The following is a 17,542-nucleotide window of genomic DNA, read 5'->3' on the forward strand; positions in this document are numbered from 1 at the left end:
GGCGGACGTTCGGCTCGGGAATCATTACCCGCAGCCATGCCCGTTGCCGTTCCGGCGAATTTTCAGAGAAATAAGACCGCCCACCATGTGCCGGTCGGTCTGGGGAGGAATTTCCGTGGAGTATCGACGGCTCGGGAACACCGGCCTCGAGGTGTCACGCCTGGGCCTGGGGACGACGTCCTTCATGGGGATATTCGGCCGCAGGGACCCCGAGGAGTCCCTGCGCACCCTGCTGCACGGGCTCGACTCCGGGATCAACCTCATCGACACCGCCCCCTCCTACGGGGGCGGGCTGGCCGAGGAGATGGTCGGCCGGGCCCTGCGCGGCCGGCGTGACGAGGTCGTGGTGGGCACCAAGGTCGGCTGCTACGCACCGGAGGAGTTCGACTTCTCGGCGCGGCGGATCAGGGCGGAGTTCGAGGCGAGTCTGGACCGTCTGGGGACCGACCACGTCGACGTGCTGCTCGCCCACGACATCGAGTTCGGCGAGCCGGGCCAGGTCATCGGGGAGGTACTGCCGCTGCTCGAGCAGTTGCGCGCAGAGGGCAGGGCACGGGCGATCGGCGTGTCGGGACTGACGCTGCCGGTGCTCGCCGCGGCGCTCGAAGCCGCCTCACTCGACGTGGTGCTCTCGTACTGCCGCTACGGGCTGCACGACCAGGGCCTGGCGGGATCCGCAGCCGACTGGAGCGGTCGGCAGGTCGCCACCCTGCTCGGCAGTCCGGTGGCCATGGGCCTGCTCACCACAGGGGGAGCACCCTCGTGGCATCCCGCCGCCCCCGAGCTCAAGGCGGCGGCGGCCCGGGCCGCCGCGCTGTGCGCCGGGCACGGCACCGATCTGGCCTTTCTGGCGATGCAGTTCGCGTCGGGTCAGGACGACCTGGCCTCGGTACTCACCGGGACCGGCAGCAGAAGCCATCTGGAAGAGAATATCCGCGCGTTCGGTACGGCCCCGGACCCGGAATTGCTGAAGGCCGTCACCGCGATATTCGCCGAAGTTCCGCAGAACACCTGGAAAAACGAAGGGGAGAACGAGGAATGGCAGGAGAAGATTGCATGACCGCTGCACCGGAAGACCATGAGGACGTGCGCGTGGGCGTCGTCGGCCTCGGATTCGGGCGGTGCCATGCCAAGGTGTTGTCCACCATGGCCGGCGTGGATCTGGTCGCGGTGGCCGACCTCGATCCCGAGGGCCAGGGAATCGACCTCGAACCGTATGCCGAGAAACTGGGCGCCAACGGCTACCGTGACGGCACGGAGATGATCCGCAGGGAATCACTGGACGCGATAGTGATCGCCGTTCCGCCGAGGGCAAGGGCGAGGCTGATCGCCGAGGCCGGCGAGCGGGGCGTCGCGATCTTCCTGGAGAAGCCCTTCGCCACGGACGACGAGCACGCCCGGGAGATGGGCGAGCTGTGCGACCGGTTCCCGGACGTGCCGATCATGATGGACTTCTGTCTGCGCCATCTGCCCGCGGTCGCCGGGCTGCGCGAGCTGCTGGACGGGCCGCTGGGCGAGGCGCTGGTGGTCAACGCCGACCTGATGCTTCCCCGGGACGACTCCCCGCCGTGGATCTGGGATCCGGCCAACGGCAACGGCGTGGTCAACGAGAACACGTGCCATCTGCTCGACACCCTGTGCTTCCTCATGGGAGAACCGGTCCGGGTGATGGCGGCGGGGAAGTCCTACCTGGGCAACCCGCTGGAGGACGGCGTCGCGGTCGTGATCACCTTCGCCTCGGGCGCGACAGCCGTGCTGACGGGCGGGGCGCTCGGGGCGCAGGCAATGGCCACACCGGCGTCCCTGTCGGTCTACACGGCCCGGGGGCAGGCCCGGCTGACCGGCCTTCACCATATGTTCGGTGACCTCACCTGGGCCACCGCGGCGTCCGCCGAGCCGACCCGGCAGTCGTGGGCCCTGCCCGCACGGGGCGCGATCAGCGAGTACGCCCTCAGCCACTTCATCGGCTCGCTGCGCGGCGGCACCGCGCCGTCGCCGGATCGGCGGGCGGGCGTCCTCACGGTGCGGCTGGCCATGGCCGTCCGCCGCTCCCTGGAGACGGGCGAGAGCGTGTCCGTGGCCTGAGCGCACGGCACCGGTGGGGCCGGGGCTCCCGCGTTTCGGTACCCCGGCCTCACCCCTCGGCACTCCGTGCCCTGACCTCCAGGGCGGCCCGATGAAAGGCGAGGTGCTTCAGGTGGGCCAGCAGCCGCTGGTCCGCGGGTAGCTCGGCCAGGGTGTGGCCGGCCCCCTGGGCGGCCCCCCGGTAGTCGGTCGCGAAAGTCTTGACGGTCTCCACTCCGAGCGCGAACAGCGACGTGGCCTGCGCAAGCCTGAAGCGTCCGCCGGGCGGTCCCCACCGGTCGGGGTGCGGGGTGAACAGGCACACCGAGACCTCGGCTGCCGAGCCGAGCACCTCGGCGGCGCCCATCAGCAGCGCCGGCTGGGTGCCGTTCGCCCCGATGTCGACCACGGTCAGCGGCCGCGGGTCGGCCGCTGACCGGGCGAGCAGCCGACGACCCGCGTCCAGGCAGCGTTCGGTGAACAGGCCGCTGTCGATGCCGGCCCGCACCACCGCGTCGGTCTCGGGCAAAGGAGTGCCGAACATCGTCAGCGGACCCTGGCGCAGCCGCGCCCGCTGGTCCGTGCGGTGCGCGACCTCGTCGGCGAAACGGGCGAGGAACAGCTGCTCGAACGTCTCCCCGCCGGCCGCCGACCGCTGTGCCAGGGCGCGGGCACCGGACACCAGCCTGGCCAGTTGCGAGGCGACCAGGCCGTTGTCCATCCATGCCCGGTGGCGTCCCTCAGAACTGCGCGCGGTGACCTCGTCCGCTCCGAACACGGTCCGGCTCGTACGGGACAGCACGGTGCGTTCGGCGTCGCTCAGCAGCGACAGCCGGCTGAGGTAGAACACCGTTGACGCCTGCGGGTCGTCTGCCAGCAGGTCATGGACGATCTTGAGGTGTTCCGCGTCGGTGCCCAGGAACACCACCGTGCGGTCCGGTTGCCGGGGCAGCGCCGCGGCCAGTGACGAGGCCACTTCGCGGCCCATCCGGAGGAACGCGGCGAAGAGCTCCGGCGCGGTGGGCCGCCGAGGGTCCGCCACGCCGACCGCGTCGAGCACGGCGCGGAGGTTGCGGCGGTACTCGGCCACCTCGTCCGGCCCCAGGGCTCCGGACTGCTTCAGCCCCCGGCGCAGGTGCGCGTCCAGGTCCTCCGGCGCAAGCCCCAGCTCACGGGCGCGACGGCGGGTGTCCTCGACCGCGGTTGCGGCGTCGAACGGCGCGTCGAGCCGGACGAGCCGCTCGGAAAGCCGCGTCACATGGCCGACGAGGTCCCGTGGCAGAGCAGGTGCGGCGTGCTCAACGGCGGTCACGGAGCGGCTCCAGGCTGAAGCGGAGGTCGAGGAAGGTGGCCGTGCAGCGCTCCGAGAAGGGGGCCTGTGCGAACAGCGACACCCTCAGCGGTCCCGAGGGAATCCGCAGGGTGCGGACGAACCGGTGGTCGCCGGCCGCCTCCTCGCGGTGCAGGAACGCCAGCCGGCGGCCCTCCCGCGCCACCGTGAGTTCGGTGGCGGGGCCGGCCAGTTCCGGGCCGGCCGCCTCGTCGGACTCCGGCCGGGACACCACGGTCACCACCGACCACCGGCCGTCCGGTGCCCGCTCCACGCAGGCCTTGGTCCAGCCGTCCGCGGTGTGCACCAGCAGCCCGCCCGCGTCCGCGAACCGGCTGCCCTGGACGGCCACCCGGACGGACAGCGTGAAGTCGCCGTCGAGCGTCCGGGACACCTCGGGCACCGCGTCGATCTCCCTGACGCCGGGCAGGCGGTAGAGGTCGGAGCCGGCCGGGGCGGTCAACTCCAGCCGCGGCCCGATGTCGTCGAAGGGCGCTGCGGACGACGTCACGGCGCTGACATCCCGCCGTCGACGCTCACCGCCTGCCCGGTGATCCGGCGAGCGGAGGCGAGGAAGAGGACCAGTTCCGCGATGTCCTGCGGCTGCTGGAACTCACGCTGCGGGATCATCATCCGCATCCGCTCCCAGCACTCCTCCTCGGTCTCCCCGGGCCGGGTGAACTCCTCGAGCAGGTAGTTCCACATATTGGTGCGGACGATGCCGGGGCAGACGGCGTTGACGCGCACGCCGTTGCGCGCCTCTTCCAGGGCCAGGGCGGCGGTGAACCCGATCACCCCGAACTTCGCCGCGCAGTAGTGCGCCACCTTGGCGAAGCCGCTGCGGCCTGAGACAGAGGAGAAGTTGACGATCGATCCGCCGCCGTCGGCCCGCAGCAGCGGGAGAGCGTGCTTGGACACCAAGAAGACACCGTTGAGATTGCCTTCTATCACTCGGGTGAACTCCGCCAGCTCCATCTGCTCGACCGTGCAGACATGGGTGACACCGAAGGCGTTGACCACCGTGTCCAGCTGCCCGTAGCGCTCGCCCACGGTGGCCAGCAGCGCCTGCACCGAGCCCTCGTCGGCGGCGTCGGCCGCCACGGCGGTGACGTCGCAGCCCCGGTCGCGCAGCTCTGCCGCGAGTTCCCCGGCCGCAGCGAATCCGCCGACCTCCGCGGAACGGTAGTGGTTGTACGCGGACGCCAGATGGTCCGTGTCGGCGACGACGACCCGCGCGCCGCGCAGCGCGAACGCCTCCACCACCGCGCGTCCCATGCCCCGGCCGCCGCCGACCACGAGGACCACCTTGCCGCGGTGGGCGTCGGCCGTCTCCGGCGGATCTTCCTGTCGGGTGTTCATATGCGTACGACCTCCGGGTCGGTGGGAAGGAAGGCAGCGGGAGGAGTTGATGCTCCGTCAGGTTCCCGTCGCGCCGGCCGCGGGGCCGGTCCAGAGCGTCCCGTCGGACCAGATGTAGTGGGTACCGCCCCACCTGGCCGCCGATGCGACATCGGGGAAGAAGCCGCTGCCATTGAGGTTGGCACTGGTGTTGCACAGCACGGGGATACCGCTGATCTCCTCGTAGGCGGTCAGGATCCGGCTGGTCGCCGTGTCCGTCGACGCGTCGATGGTCTGCAGCCGAGCCGTGCCGTCCAGGTGCAGAACGGCTGGAATGCGCTCGGTCCAGCCTGCCCGCGTGCGGTGCTCGAAGAGCATGTAGGGGTCGCTGCCACCCGGGGTGAAGACCTCGGCGGCACGCGAGGTCAGGCAGATGGGGGCCACCGGCCGGTAGGACGCCCGGTCCTTGATGGCGTTCAGCCGGTCCTTCACGGCGAGGCTGGTCGCCGGCGCCAGAATGCTGCGGTTGCCCAGCGCCCGCGGTCCGATCTCGGCCCGACCGGACAGCACCACAACGGGTTCGCCCCGGTGGTGCAGGAGTCCCGCCAACTGCCGTTCATCGCAGGGCGTCGGGTGCCATCCGGCCGGCACATCGCCGACGGCCACCCGCGGACCCGAGTACACGTTCCAGTCCAGGGCGATGCGCTGCTCCCGTCGGAACATCTCGCAGCTGGCGGTGCCGATGGCCGCTCCCGAGTCGTTGGGGAACGGCGGGATCCAGATCTCCCTGAACAGCCCGCTGCCACGGAGCGCGCTGTTCCACTTGATGTTCAGTGCGCAGCCACCGCCGAGGACCAGGTTCGGCCTGGACACCCTCGATCCGCGCTGTACCAGCGACCGCATCCGCTCCAGCACGAGGTTCCCCACATACGCCTGGAAGGTGGCGATGAGGTCCGCGTTGGTCAGCCCGGGGAACAGCTCGTCACGGTTGGCGGCGACCTTCCGGCCGACGTCCTTGGTGTCGTTGGACGGCGCGTCGCGGAAGTCGGCGAGGATCGTGTCGAACACCGGGAACGCGGACTCCTCCACCTTGCCGAGGGCGGCATAGGCCATGGCCTTCCCGGCAATGGACAGGTCGCTTCGCATCGCCTCATCGGGGGTGAGGCCGTCCGTGTTCCTGATGAACGGCTCGAACTGCGAGCTGAAATCGGAGAAGGTGCTTCCGGCGAGCGGAAACAGCGTGTCCACCCAGGCAACGGTCCGGGTCGCCGCCTCGACGCGGTAGAGGCGTGGTGCCATCCCACCGTCCCAGACCAGCACCAGGGCGTCCTCGCCGCGGGCCGCGAACGGGCTGGAGCAGTAGGCGCCCAGGAGGTGGTTGCTGACGTGGTGGTAGCTGGCGTAGCCGCTGCCGGGCGCGCCGAAGTCGTGGTCACCGAACGTGTGCCGGGCGATGGGATCGCCCACGCCCACCCGATCGTGGTACGGCGCGACCGTGAGCTCCAGCGGGCGGCCACCGCTCAGCGTGCGGATGCGGGACGGCTCCGTGGACACGACCTGCTCGGAGTCGTCCCCCGTGAACCAGCCGTCGACGACGAACTGATCGACGTCGGCCGGTTCCAAGCCCTCCGACCGCAGGATCTCGGTCACCCGCTCAAGATCTCCGAGAGAGCTGTACCGCTCCCCGTTCCCGAGCTTCTCGACCTCGGTGCTGAAGCGAAGCTGACCGTCCTCGATGACGGCGACCCCGCCGTCATGAGTGACTTTGATTCCACAGATCAACATGGTGTGCTGGCCTCCAGGATGACGTTCCGCCAGCTTCGCCGCATGCGGACCGCCGCCACATCACCCGGTCGGGTACAGGAGCTCACCCGGTGCGGGGACTGCACACCCGGGTGATGTGGCGACGCATCGGGGCGATCAGCATCGGGGCGGGCGCAGGCGACAAGCGAAGGAGCCGGACCGTGGGCCAGTGGTGGCGTGACGCCGTCTGCTACGAGCTGTATCCGAGGTCGTTCGCGGACGGCGACGGCGACGGGACCGGGGATCTGAAGGGTGCCGCGGCCGGGCTCGACCATGTAGCGGAGCTCGGAGCGGATGCGGTGTGGATCACCCCCTTCTACCCGTCACCGCTGGCGGACGGCGGCTACGACATCAGCGACCACACCGAGGTCGCACCCGAGTTGGGCACCCTGCAGGACTGGCACGCCCTGGTCGACCGGGCCCACACCCTGGGGCTGCGCGTGCTGGTCGACCTGGTGCCCAACCACACCTCGGTGGCGCACCCTTGGTTCCGCCAGGCCCTCTGCGCGCCGGCCGGCGCCCCGGCGCGGGACCGGTACGTCTTCCGGCCGGGACGGGGTCCGGGAGGGCAGGACGCGCCCAACGACTGGCAGTCGGCCTTCGGGGGCCCGGCCTGGAGCCGGGTGCCAGGAGACGACATGGGCCCCGCCCAGTGGTACCTCCATCTGCACACCCCGGACCAGCCCGACCTGAACTGGCGCAGCCCCGAGGTGGTCGCCGAGTACGAACGCATCCTGCGGTTCTGGCTCGACCACGGCGCCGACGGCTTTCGGGTGGATGTCGCCCACACGCTGTTCAAGGCCGCGGACCTGCCCGATGCCGGGCCCGGGCAGCACCAGGAGCCGGACCGCTACCACCTCATGCCCTACTACGACCGTGCGGAGGTGCATCCGCTCTACCGCCGGTGGCGGGCCCTGCTGGCGGACCACCCGGCGCCGGACGTCGAGGCGCCACCGGGCGAGAGACTGCTCGTCGGCGAAGTCATCCTGTTCGACCAGGAACGGCTGGCCCGCTACGTACGCCGAGGGGAGCTGCAGCACGTCTTCAACTTCGCCTACGCGCAGTGCCCTTGGGAGGGACGGGAGCTGCGTCGGGTGATCGGGGAGTCGGTTGCCGCGACCGCGGCCGTGCAGGCCCCGGCGACCTGGCTGCTGTCCAGCCATGACGCCGTCCGCCCGGTCACCCGCCTCGGCGGCGGTCCTGCCGGGCTGCGGCGCGCCCGGGCGGCGGCCCTGCTGACCCTGGCGCTGCCGGGGGCGGTCTACATCTACCAGGGCGAGGAACTCGGCCTGCCGCAGGCGTATGTGCCCGAGGACCGGCGCCGGGACCCGCTGTGGGAACTGTCAGGACGCACCGACCCGGGCCGCGACGGCTGCCGCGTACCGATTCCCTGGACGGGGGAGGAGGCGCCGTACGGCTTCAGCGCCGCGCCGCCCGAGGACTGCTGGCTTCCGCAGCCGGCCGACTGGTCCTCGCTCACCGTTCGGGCCCAACAGGCCGACGCAGACTCCACCCTGACGCTGTACCGGACCGCGCTGCGGCTGCGGCGCGCGTACCCCGCCGGCACCGACGGCTGCCGCCTGGATGGTCCCGACTCCGGTGAATGGCTGGGTTTTCACCGGGGCCGGGACCTGCGCTGCCTGGTCAACTTCGGTCCTGGCGGGCTGCGGCTCGACCCGGACGACGAGATCCTGCTGGCCAGCGCGCCCGTCACCGCAGGGGTACTGCCCCCCGACACCACCGTCTGGCTGCGCCCGGCTACGGCTCAGCGCCCGCTCGGCCCGGAGTCCAGGGAGTAGGTCAACGGGGGGACAGCCAGCGCGTCCACGAGCGCGGGGAGCGCACGGTAGTCGGCGAGGCTGCGCCCCGGGCGGGTGGCGATGGCGCGCAACTCGGGCCGGGGGAGCCCGGTGGCGTGCTCGCTGGCGGCGATCCGGGCGAGCAGCGCTTGGTCACGGCGCTGGAAGTACTCCAGGAAGACCTGCTCGGTCTCGGCCAGCAGCCGCTCATGGCCGCCGCCGGGCCGCCTTCGCACCCGGACCCGGCCGACCGTGGCACTGTCGTGGCGCAGCCTGGCCGACGGGAGCTCGCCGGCCATGGCGCGCCACAGCGTCTCGTCCTCGAACGGCGCGGTGCTGTCCGGCAGTCGGGCCGGCTCGTAGTCGCGTTCCAGCAGCCGGGCCACGAGCACGTCCTCGTCGACCACCCCCAGCGGTCCGATCCTGTCCATCCCGAACACGGTCTCGGTGTGCAGCGTGGTGGGCACCAGGTTGCGGGCGGGCAGCAGCTCGACGGCCGGTCCCATGTCCGCGGCCAGGACCGGGATCCCATGGGCGAGGGCCTCGACCACCACTCGGCCGAGGCTCTCCCGGGAGGCGGTGCTGGGGAACAGCAGCACGTCGATCCGGGAGAGGAAGTCGGTCAGCTCCGAGGGGTGGAGCAGCCCGAGCGGGGTGACGGCCTCGGAGGGAACACCCTCGGACGCCAGCCGGGCGAGGATCGTCCCGGTCTCCCAGCGCGGGTGGTTGGGCTTGCCCGCGAAGACGAGTTCGGCCCGCCCTCCGGACTCCCGGTGGTACCGCTGGAACACCCCGAGCACCTGGTCGAAGTTCTTCGCCTCCGACAGCGCACCGAGGTAGCCGATCCGCAGGGGCGCGCCCGGCGGTGGGACCGGTGCCTGCGCGGCGTGCGGGATCCGCGCCAGCATCGGGTACGCCACCGCGGAGTTGCCAGGACCGGTACCCGGGAACTCGCGCAGGAAGACCTGCCGGGTGAACTCGCTCGGGAACAGGACCACGTCGCCGGGGCGGGTGAGCGGAGCGCACAGCTCCTCCTGGGTCCAGTAACCGGACCAGAAAGTGGTGTGCACCTCCCGGACGATCCGGAAGTCGGTGCCGTGCTGCTCCCGCCACAGGTGGTAGAGGTGCGCGTACGGGCCGTTCCCGGCGTAGACCACGTCCCCGTCCCCGACGTTCGCCAGGCAGTCGCGGCCGGCCGTCTGATCGTGCAGGACGACGTCAGCACGGGCCGACAGCAGCTGCGCCATCTGCTGGTGCATCAGCACGGCACCGTCCAGGATTCCGGAGAGGTTCACCGCCGTGTAGTCATGTACGTGCAATCGCATAGTGCGCCTCCTGGCTGTTGCGGAACGACATCAGCAGGTCGCGCAGCTGTGCGGGGCTCATGCCGTGCCGCTGGAGCTGGATGTCGTGGACGCAGTTGTCGATGTCCGCCTCGACGCCGTGCACCGCGACCGGCAGCAGGTAGCGGTTGCGCAGCCACTCGCCGAACCCACCGTGCACGCCGTTGTACTCGACCGACAGGACGTGCCGGAACCGGGCCAGCCGCTCCACAACCTCCTGCCGGAGCACCGGGTTGAGCGCGGCGCAGTGCAGGTGGGGGATCCCCAGCGAGGCGTTCGCCCGGGCCAGCAGGGTGCTGGCGTAGCCGAAGCTGACCACCGCCAGGTCGCAGTCGCCGGCCTCGGGGGCGTTGAGCCACACCCCGTCGTCGATGTCCGCGGAGCAGTCCGCGGGCGGTTCGTCGAACCGGGCGTCGACCATGCTCAGCACGTGGACCGTTGAGGGTTCGCCCTCCAGCCGGTCCGTGCACGCCTGGAACTCCGCGGGCGTGATCGGCTCGTACACGCGGGTGTTGGCGATCAGTGCGAGCAGGTTGAAGGCGTTCGCCGAGCCGCCCCAGGCCCCCCAGTTGCGGCCCGCCAGCACCAGCAGGTTGCGTACGCTGGTCGACGCCTCGGTGAGCATGCTGAGCGAGTCCATGTAGTACATCGCGTCCGTGGCGACGACCTTCAGGTGCTCCGGCGGCAGGGACAGCGTCAGCCCGATGCCGAGGCTCTCGGCGAGCCCGACGTTCTGGTACGGCACCTGTCCTGACAGTCCGAACCTGGCCGCCAGATCCGCGGTGAAGACCGCGAGTTCGCGCCCCGACCGGCGCTGGAGCTCCGCGAGCCGCCGGCCGCCGGTGGAGGCGAAGGTCGGCCGGGCCGGAGCGGATCCGGTGCTCGGACGCCGGTAGCTGTGGCCGTCCTTGCGGGTGCGGCAGACCAGGGCGGTCGGGCCCGGAGTCGCGAGCAGCTCCGCCAGGGCGGCCTGGACCGCGGCAGAGTCCCTGCCGTCGACCTCCACCACGGAGCGGAAGTAGCTGCGCAGGTAGTCCCGGTTGAGCGGCTTGAGCAGCGGCTCGATCCCCATGTCATTGGCGTCGACCACCATGATGAGGTTGCCGAGTTCGGCCTCGTCGGTGAAGCGGATGCACTCGAAGGTCACGCCCTCGTGCAGCTCGCCGTCGCCGGCCAGGCACACGACCTTGCGCTCGTCGCCCTGGCGCTTCAACTCCCATGCCAGGCTGACAGCCTGAGCGACACCGACACCGAGGCTGTAGCGCATGGTGTTGCGGAACCCCCAGTCCTGGTTGACCACACCGGTCATCCCGCCCTGGTGCAGTGTGGCCAGGGGCAGGAACGGCAGGTCGCCGCGGACGTACTGCTCGGCGTAGAAGCTGGGCGCGATGTGGCCGCGGCCGACGATCAGGTCGGCCGGCGCGCGCGTACCGGCCGGGGGGATCAGACCCAGCTCGAAGCAGGCGCGTACGGTCGGGAGGGAGGACAGGCAGCTCTGGTGGTTGCCGGAGCCGGCGATCTCGTGCATCCGCAGCAGGACCTCGGCGCTGTCCCGGTACAGGCGCTCCGGCACGGCCGCCGCTATCTGCCGCATCGTCGCCAGCAGCCCGTCGCGCAGTCCGAGCCGGCGCAGCTGCGACAGCTCGCGCTGGACGGCAGCGTTCTCCTCGGGGGTCAGCTGCGGCGCGGAGGTGGCGACGGCCCGCTCGAAGTCCGCTGGCTGAGCGCCCATCAGCGGGTCCCGTGGGTCTCGTCGAGCGCCTCGGCGAGGGTGCGGCAGATGCTCTGGACATCCTCTTCGGTGGTGACGAACGCCGGCGCGAGCACGATCCAGTCGTCCTGGCCGCGGATGATGAGCCCCCGCCGCAGACATGCCCGGGCCACCTGCTCGCCGAGGCTGCCGTCGACGACGTCCCCGGGCGTGGACAGCTTGACGCCGTAGAGGAGCCCCAGCGCTCGGACGTTCCCGCGGCTCCCCACCGCCTCCCGCAGCGCCGACTCGAAGCGCTCGGCGAGCTCGGCGATCCGCTTGGGGTACTCGTCCCCGGTGAACAGCCGCACCGCCGCGAGGCCGGCCGCCGAGGCCATCGGATTGGCCGCATAGGTGTGCGAGGGCGCGAAGGAGACGGGCCCGGAGCCGTCGCCGAGAACGGCGCTGATCCGCTCGTGGATCAGCACTGCGGCCAGCGGCGCGTACCCGCCGGAGATGCCCTTGCCCACGCACATCAGGTCCGGTGTGACCCCGAACGTCTGCGCGGCGAACGGCAGGCCGGTACGCCCGAACCCGGTGACGATCTCGTCGAAGACCAGCAGGATGCCGTGCCGGTCGCAGATCTCCCGCAGCCTGGCCAGGTAGCCCTGCGGGGCGACGGCCATGCCACGGAGGTGGATCACCGGCTCCACGATGATCGCGGCGAACGAGTCCGGGCCCTCCGCCTCGATGGTGCGTTCGATCAGCTCCGCGGCGAGCCGGCCCGACTCCTCCGCGGGGACGCCGAGGAAGTCCTCCAGGGCGTCGGGCGACCAGACGTGCACGGCGCCGGGCAGGCCAGGACCGAAGCGGCTGACGTCGGGACGGCCGGTCACCGAGAGCGAGCCGAAGGTGGCGCCGTGGTAGCCGTGGAAGTAGCTGATGGTCTTGTAGCGCCCGCTGTCGCCGGTCTCGCGGTGGTACAGCCGGGACAGCCGGAGCGCGGCCTCCACCGCCTCCGAGCCGCCGTTGACCAGCTTGGCGCTGACGATCCCGGGCGGTGCGAGCCCGACGAGTGCCTCGGCGAGTGCCAGGGCGTTCTGGTTGGTCCCGTGCAGCGGCGGATTGAACGCCATCCGGCCGAGCTGCGCGGCCACCGCGCTCCGGATCGGCTCGCAGTCGTATCCGAAGCAGGTCACGAAGACACCGGACATGGCGTCGAGGTAGCCGCGTCCCGCGGTGTCGAACAGCCTGATGCCCGAGGCGCGTTCGAAGAGGATGGAGTCCTCGGAGTAGGGCACCTCGAAGCAGAAGGAGGAGAGGTCGGCGGGGGCGGGCCAGTTCGGAGTGCCAGGCGCTTCAGTGGTCATCTTCAGTCCTCGGGAAGTTCGGTCTCGTCTGGGAAAGTGCTGGAAAGAAGCCGGTGCAGCGCGAGTCGGCGGCGGGTGTCGAGCAGTTCCAGGTAGCCGGTCCAGGCCGGACTCAGAAGGTCCCGTTCGAGGATGTCCTTGGCGATGTCCACGACCACGGGCACGGCCCGGGCGATGAGCAGTGGCATCAGCAGCCGCTCCTCGCCGGGGGCCAGCAGGCCCTGGCCCACAGCGCGGGAGCGGAAGGCGCTCAGCGCGGCCTGGCGGGCCCCGGCTCCGCCCCGCACCCGGGCCGAGGTCTCGACGACCCAGGCGAGGTCCAGCAGCCGGTCTCCCACCGTCAGATTGTCGAAGTCGAGCACAGCGGCAACCTCGGGCCGACCGCCGGCGCCGAAGAGGAAGTGGTGGTGGTGCAGGTCGCCGTGGATCACCCGTAGCCGCTCCGCAGGCACCTCCATCAGGGACGGGCGGGCCGCCAGCAGCAGGGGACGGGCGTCCGAGAGACCCTCCAGCGCCTCGACGGCGACCCTTCCCCAGGAGTCGTCACGTGACCGCGCCGACGGCAGCAGGCGGTCCACGCCGTCGTCGAGGGCGCGGAGCCAGTCCGCCTCGTCGACGAGGGCGGGCAGCCCGATCGACGCCAACTGCGCCACCTGCTCCGGCGGAAGGCCGTCCAGTACCGCGCGCAGTCCGAGGCCGGTGGTGATGACGGCGCGGGCCTGCGCGGCCGTGCTGTGCGCCGATGCCGTTCCGGCCACCAGCGGGATGAGCTCGCAGACATGTCCGTCCCGCCAGGCCGCGGGTTCACCGGCGGTGGTCGGCACAGCGAGGGGCACCGGAACGCCGACCTGGAGGCAGCGTTGGAGTATCCGCTGCTTGAGCGGGTAGAAGCGGGCGTCGCGGACGGCATCGGTGTTCAGCTGGACCTTGAACACATGGTCACGCCCACCGTGCACGGTCCGCCACAGAGCCGCCGTGTGACTGAGCGGCGCCTCTCCGCCGTTGGTCAGCGGAACCGGTCGGCTGCTTTCCCGGCGCACACCCCAGTGCGTGGAAAGAACATCATCAACCCATTCGATCGAGCCTGCCGTGACAGTGGGCCGGCGGGAATGATGATCCGTCATTTCCTTTGCCCTCGCCATTCATCGCGTGATAGTCCGGCCGAGTCATTCCTTGTCCGTTGCGTGCATAAGATGCTCGACCCGGTCAGGGTGGCGGCACATCACCCGGTCGGGTAGCCGGCGGTTCGTGTGCGGAGGCAGCCGATGGCTGCCCGCCAGGGGGATGTGCGCGAGACCGCGGGGGTGTGAGTATGGGCGACCGAGCGGCGGAGACCGTGCGGGATGTGCGCGTCGGAAAGCAGCCGGGGCGGATTCGCCGAGGCGGATATTCGACCACGACGGGATTTCCAGAGGCACTCGTCGTCGAACCGGAGGTAGCGAATGTCCGGAATCACTGGCTGGGTGGACAGCGTCCGTGATCTGCGTGACGCGGACGCGGCTACCGCCCGGCTGACAGCCGACCTGGTGGCCCGCGGAGGGTCCGGCACAGGGATGTGGCACAGCCGGCACGCCGTGCTGGCCCAGCGCGTCGACGCGGCGTGGACCGGCAGCAGGGAACCCGCCTGTGTACGGCAGGACGGTCGTCCGGCCGCGGTCGCGGTCTGCGACGGATACCTGCACAACGCACGGGAGTTGTGGTCGGCCGTCGGGCCCGGGGAGACCGCCGCACCGGAGGGGCCCTCGGTGGCCGAGGTGGTGCTGCACGCCTATCTGCGGTGGGGAGCGGCGGCCGCGCAGCGGCTGGAGGGCTCTTTCGCCTTCGCCGTCTGGGACGCCCGCGGCCGGGAGCTGGTGCTGGGCCGCGACCGGTTCGGCGTGAAGCCGCTGAGCTACCTACCCACCGAGCACGGCGCGGTGTTCTCCTCGGACGTGGCCGCCCTGGCCGCGCACCCCCTGGCGGCTCCCGAGATCGACGCGGAGGGGCTGTGCGCCCTGCTGACCCAGCTCCGGAGTCCGGGGCGCGGAACGTTGCGCGGCATGCGCGAGGTGCCGCCGGGCCATACCGTGCACCTGACCCCCGAGGGGGAGACCAGCCGCCGGTACTGGGTCCTGGAGGCCCGGCCGCATGAGCTGGACCTGGCGCAGACGATCCAGCAGGTGCGCGGTCTGCTCGACGACGCCGTGGCCGGAGAGTTGCACGGCACCGAGCCGGCGGTGCTGCTGTCCGGAGGCTTGGACTCCAGTGTGCTGACCGGACTGGCCGCCAGCGCCTCCGGTACCGCCCCGCGCACCTTCACCGTCGCGTTCGGTGACACGGCCGCGGCAGTCCCGGACCGGCCGTTCGCCCAGGACGTCGTGCGGTTCTGGAACTGCCGGCACGAGGAGGTCACCGTCCGTCCCGAGGAGCTGTCCGATCCGGTGACGCTGGCCACCGTGCTGGCGGCCAAGGACTATCCCTCGCCTTTCGGGGACAAGAACATCACACCCTTCCTGTTCAGCCGACGGGTGGCCGGACATGTCCCGGTGGCCCTGAGCGGCGAGGCGGCGGACACCGTGTTCGGCAGTATGGGCGGCCGTATCGACGATGACCGCGAGTTCACCGCGTTCCCCTGGATCGAGCGCACCCGCACCTGGGGACTGGAGCACGGCATCGGCACCGCGCTGTTCGACGCGGAACTGCTGCGCGGCGTGGACGTCGGGGGCTACTGCGACCGACTGTTCCGGGAGGCGAGCGCGGAGGTGCCGCAGCTGCCCGGGGATTCCCGGCAGGACCGGTTGGGCCGGCAGTCGGACTACCTGATCACGACCCGGCTCCTGGAGCAGGCGGCCCACCACTCCGAGCGGCTGGGCGCCACCGCCGGACTGCAGGTGCGCTTCCCCTTCTTGGACCACCGGCTGGTCAGCTTCCTCTACAACGTTCCGGTGCACATGAAGTGGTTCGACGGCCGGGGCAAGAGCCTGTTGCGCACCATCGCCAAGGACCTCGTGCCGGAGTCGGTTCTCACCCGGGCCAAGGTGCCCTATCCGATCACCTATGCCGACAGCTACAAGTCGGCGCTGGTGCAGCGGTTGCAGACGCTGCTGGACGACTCGACGGCTCCGGTCCGTCCGCTGATCGACGTCGCCGGGGTGCGGCAGGTCGTGGCCGACCCGGCCCTGCTGGACCGGGGCGGGTGGTACGGCCGGGCGAACGTGGAGATGGTCCTGCAAGTGGATGCCTGGCTGCGCCGGCTGCGCGTGCGCGTCAGCATCTGACCGCTACCGGCACGAGGAAACGGATGGCGATGTTCCAACTGTTCAGCAATCAGGCGGCCCTGGCCGGTGAGCGCCCGGCGGTCCGCGACCAGCGGGAGACCCTCAGCTACGCGGAACTGGCCCACCGGGTCGGTGTGCTGGTCACGGCCATCCGCGAGCAGTGCCCGAGCGGTCCGGTGCGGATCGGGCTGCATCTCGGGCGCACGGTGGACCTCGTGGTCGCCGTACTGGCGGTGACCGCCGCCGGCCATGTCTACGTTCCCATCGATCCGGCCTATCCGCTGGAGCGGCTGCGGTTCGTGGCCGCGGACAGCGGCCTGTCGGTCGTCCTGTCCGACCGGGAGCTGCCCGAGGGCCTGTCGGCCGAGGCCACCCTGCGGGTGGACCGCGTCGACTGGTCGGCGCAACCACCGGTGTGGCAGCCCGCGGAGACCGACGCGGATGCGGCCGCCTATGTCATCTACACCTCGGGCTCCACCGGTCGCCCCAAGGGCGTGGAGGTGCGTCGGCGCAGCGTGGTCGCGATGGTGGAGGCCGTGCGCGAGCGCTTCGACTTCGAGCGCGACGACGTGTGGACACTGTTCCACTCGTACTGCTTCGACTTCTCCGTCTGGGAGATGTGGGGTGCGCTGGCGACCGGGGCGACCCTGGTGATCGTGTCGGCGGAGACCGCTCTCTCGCCCCGGGCCACCGCCGAACTGCTGGTGCGCGAGCAGGTCACGGTGGTCAGCATCGTGCCTTCGGTGTTCCGCTATCTGGCGGCCGCGGTGCGGCAGTCGCCGCTGCCGCCGGTCACCGTGCGACGGATCATCTTCGGCGGGGAGGCCGTCGATGTGGCGGCGGTCCGCGACTGGCGGGAGACGGTGCCCGGGCGCTGCGAGTTCGTGAACACCTACGGCATCACCGAGACGACCGTGTTCGTCAGCACCAGGCTGCTCGGCGATGCCGAACTGGACGCCGCCCCGAGCGGCGGGGAGTTCGCCACCGACCTCGGGGAGCCGTTGCGCGGCTGGGAGTTCCAGGTACTGGACGAGAGTTGCGTGCCCGTGCCGCGCGGCGCGGTCGGCGAGATCTGGGTGGCCGGTGAGGGAGTCGCGCTCGGCTATGTCGGCCGGCCCGAGCTGACCGCGCAGAGGTTCCGTTCGCTGGCGCTGCCCGGCGGACCGACGCGGCTGTTCTACCGCAGCGGCGATCTGGCCACCCGCACCGGGGCCGACGTGTTCTGCTACGCCGGCCGGGCCGACGACCAGGTGAAGATCAACGGCTTCCGGATCGAGCTGGGCGAGATCGAGGCGGTGCTTCGGCAGGTGGAACAGGTCGGGGACCTGGCAGTGGTGAACGGTCGCAGCCGCATCGGCGGGCAGATCCTGACCGCCTACTACACCGCCGACACCGATCTGCCCGGCGCGGTGCTGGCCGAGCGGGCGCGTGCGGTGCTCCCCGCACATATGGTGCCGAGCCGGTTCGTGCAGCTGCCGGGACTTCCCCTGGGCCTGTCGGGCAAGACCGACCGCCGGGCGCTGGCCGAGCTCGATGCCTGAACGCCTA

13 protein-coding genes are annotated in these 17,542 nt (G+C 71.1%); 5 read left to right on the forward strand and 8 right to left on the reverse strand.

What is annotated here, in order from left to right; translation table 11 throughout:
- Positions 1-115: 115 nt before the first annotated feature.
- Together P3T34_RS38625 and P3T34_RS38630 are read left to right on the forward strand one after the other, a co-directional pair.
- Positions 116-1,060 (forward strand): aldo/keto reductase, encoded by a 945-nt coding sequence (locus P3T34_RS38625; protein WP_280671346.1) that lies wholly within the window; start codon positions 116-118, stop codon positions 1,058-1,060.
- Positions 1,057-2,085: a Gfo/Idh/MocA family oxidoreductase gene (locus P3T34_RS38630; protein ID WP_280671348.1), complete on the forward strand. Its 1,029-nt coding sequence runs from the start codon at positions 1,057-1,059 to the stop codon at positions 2,083-2,085. The genes P3T34_RS38625 and P3T34_RS38630 overlap by 4 nt, the downstream gene beginning before the upstream one ends.
- A 49-nt stretch (positions 2,086-2,134) precedes the next feature.
- Here the strand turns inward: P3T34_RS38630 and P3T34_RS38635 are convergent, their stop codons facing one another.
- From P3T34_RS38635 to P3T34_RS38650, 4 genes are read right to left on the reverse strand one after another with little or no spacing between them, the layout of a single operon-like run.
- Positions 2,135-3,376 (reverse strand): hypothetical protein, encoded by a 1,242-nt coding sequence (locus tag P3T34_RS38635; RefSeq protein ID WP_280671350.1) that lies wholly within the window; start codon positions 3,374-3,376, stop codon positions 2,135-2,137.
- Positions 3,363-3,905 (reverse strand): DUF1349 domain-containing protein, encoded by a 543-nt coding sequence (locus P3T34_RS38640; RefSeq protein ID WP_280671352.1) that lies wholly within the window; start codon positions 3,903-3,905, stop codon positions 3,363-3,365. The genes P3T34_RS38635 and P3T34_RS38640 overlap by 14 nt, the downstream gene beginning before the upstream one ends.
- A complete protein-coding gene (locus P3T34_RS38645) occupies positions 3,902-4,753 on the reverse strand; it encodes an SDR family NAD(P)-dependent oxidoreductase (RefSeq protein ID WP_280671354.1) in 852 nt (283 codons plus the stop codon). The genes P3T34_RS38640 and P3T34_RS38645 overlap by 4 nt, the downstream gene beginning before the upstream one ends.
- A 57-nt stretch (positions 4,754-4,810) precedes the next feature.
- Positions 4,811-6,517 carry a carbamoyltransferase N-terminal domain-containing protein gene (locus P3T34_RS38650; protein ID WP_280671356.1) on the reverse strand — a complete coding sequence of 569 codons (1,707 nt, stop codon included), beginning with the start codon at positions 6,515-6,517 and terminating at the stop codon, positions 4,811-4,813.
- Between the two features lie 89 nt (positions 6,518-6,606).
- Here P3T34_RS38650 and P3T34_RS38655 point away from each other — a divergent pair, with 89 nt between their 5' ends.
- A complete protein-coding gene (locus P3T34_RS38655) occupies positions 6,607-8,334 on the forward strand; it encodes an alpha-amylase family glycosyl hydrolase (RefSeq protein ID WP_280671358.1) in 1,728 nt (575 codons plus the stop codon).
- On the opposite strand, the gene P3T34_RS38660 is transcribed toward P3T34_RS38655, so the two are convergent.
- The 4 genes from P3T34_RS38660 to P3T34_RS38675 are packed head-to-tail and all read right to left on the reverse strand — an operon-like array spanning position 8,301 to position 13,672.
- Complete coding sequence (locus tag P3T34_RS38660; RefSeq protein ID WP_280671363.1) at positions 8,301-9,659, reverse strand: glycosyltransferase; 1,359 nt, start codon at positions 9,657-9,659, stop codon at positions 8,301-8,303. The genes P3T34_RS38655 and P3T34_RS38660 overlap by 34 nt on opposite strands.
- Positions 9,640-11,409 carry a 1-deoxy-D-xylulose-5-phosphate synthase N-terminal domain-containing protein gene (locus P3T34_RS38665; protein WP_280671364.1) on the reverse strand — a complete coding sequence of 590 codons (1,770 nt, stop codon included), beginning with the start codon at positions 11,407-11,409 and terminating at the stop codon, positions 9,640-9,642. Before P3T34_RS38665 ends, P3T34_RS38660 begins: the two co-directional genes overlap by 20 nt.
- Positions 11,409-12,737 carry an aminotransferase class III-fold pyridoxal phosphate-dependent enzyme gene (locus P3T34_RS38670; RefSeq protein ID WP_280671366.1) on the reverse strand — a complete coding sequence of 443 codons (1,329 nt, stop codon included), beginning with the start codon at positions 12,735-12,737 and terminating at the stop codon, positions 11,409-11,411. The genes P3T34_RS38665 and P3T34_RS38670 overlap by 1 nt, the downstream gene beginning before the upstream one ends.
- 2 nt (positions 12,738-12,739) lie before the next feature.
- On the reverse strand, positions 12,740-13,672 hold the full coding sequence (locus tag P3T34_RS38675; protein WP_348534740.1) for an aminoglycoside phosphotransferase family protein: 933 nt from the start codon (positions 13,670-13,672) through the stop codon (positions 12,740-12,742).
- A gap of 507 nt (positions 13,673-14,179) precedes the next feature.
- On the opposite strand from P3T34_RS38675, the gene P3T34_RS38680 reads away from it, so the two are divergent.
- A complete protein-coding gene (locus tag P3T34_RS38680) occupies positions 14,180-15,994 on the forward strand; it encodes an asparagine synthase-related protein (protein ID WP_280671370.1) in 1,815 nt (604 codons plus the stop codon).
- A gap of 29 nt (positions 15,995-16,023) precedes the next feature.
- Positions 16,024-17,535 (forward strand): amino acid adenylation domain-containing protein, encoded by a 1,512-nt coding sequence (locus tag P3T34_RS38685; protein ID WP_280671372.1) that lies wholly within the window; start codon positions 16,024-16,026, stop codon positions 17,533-17,535.
- Positions 17,536-17,542: the final 7 nt, after the last annotated feature.

The sequence above is a fragment of the Kitasatospora sp. MAP12-44 genome (assembly GCF_029892095.1).
GTDB lineage: Bacteria > Actinomycetota > Actinomycetes > Streptomycetales > Streptomycetaceae > Kitasatospora.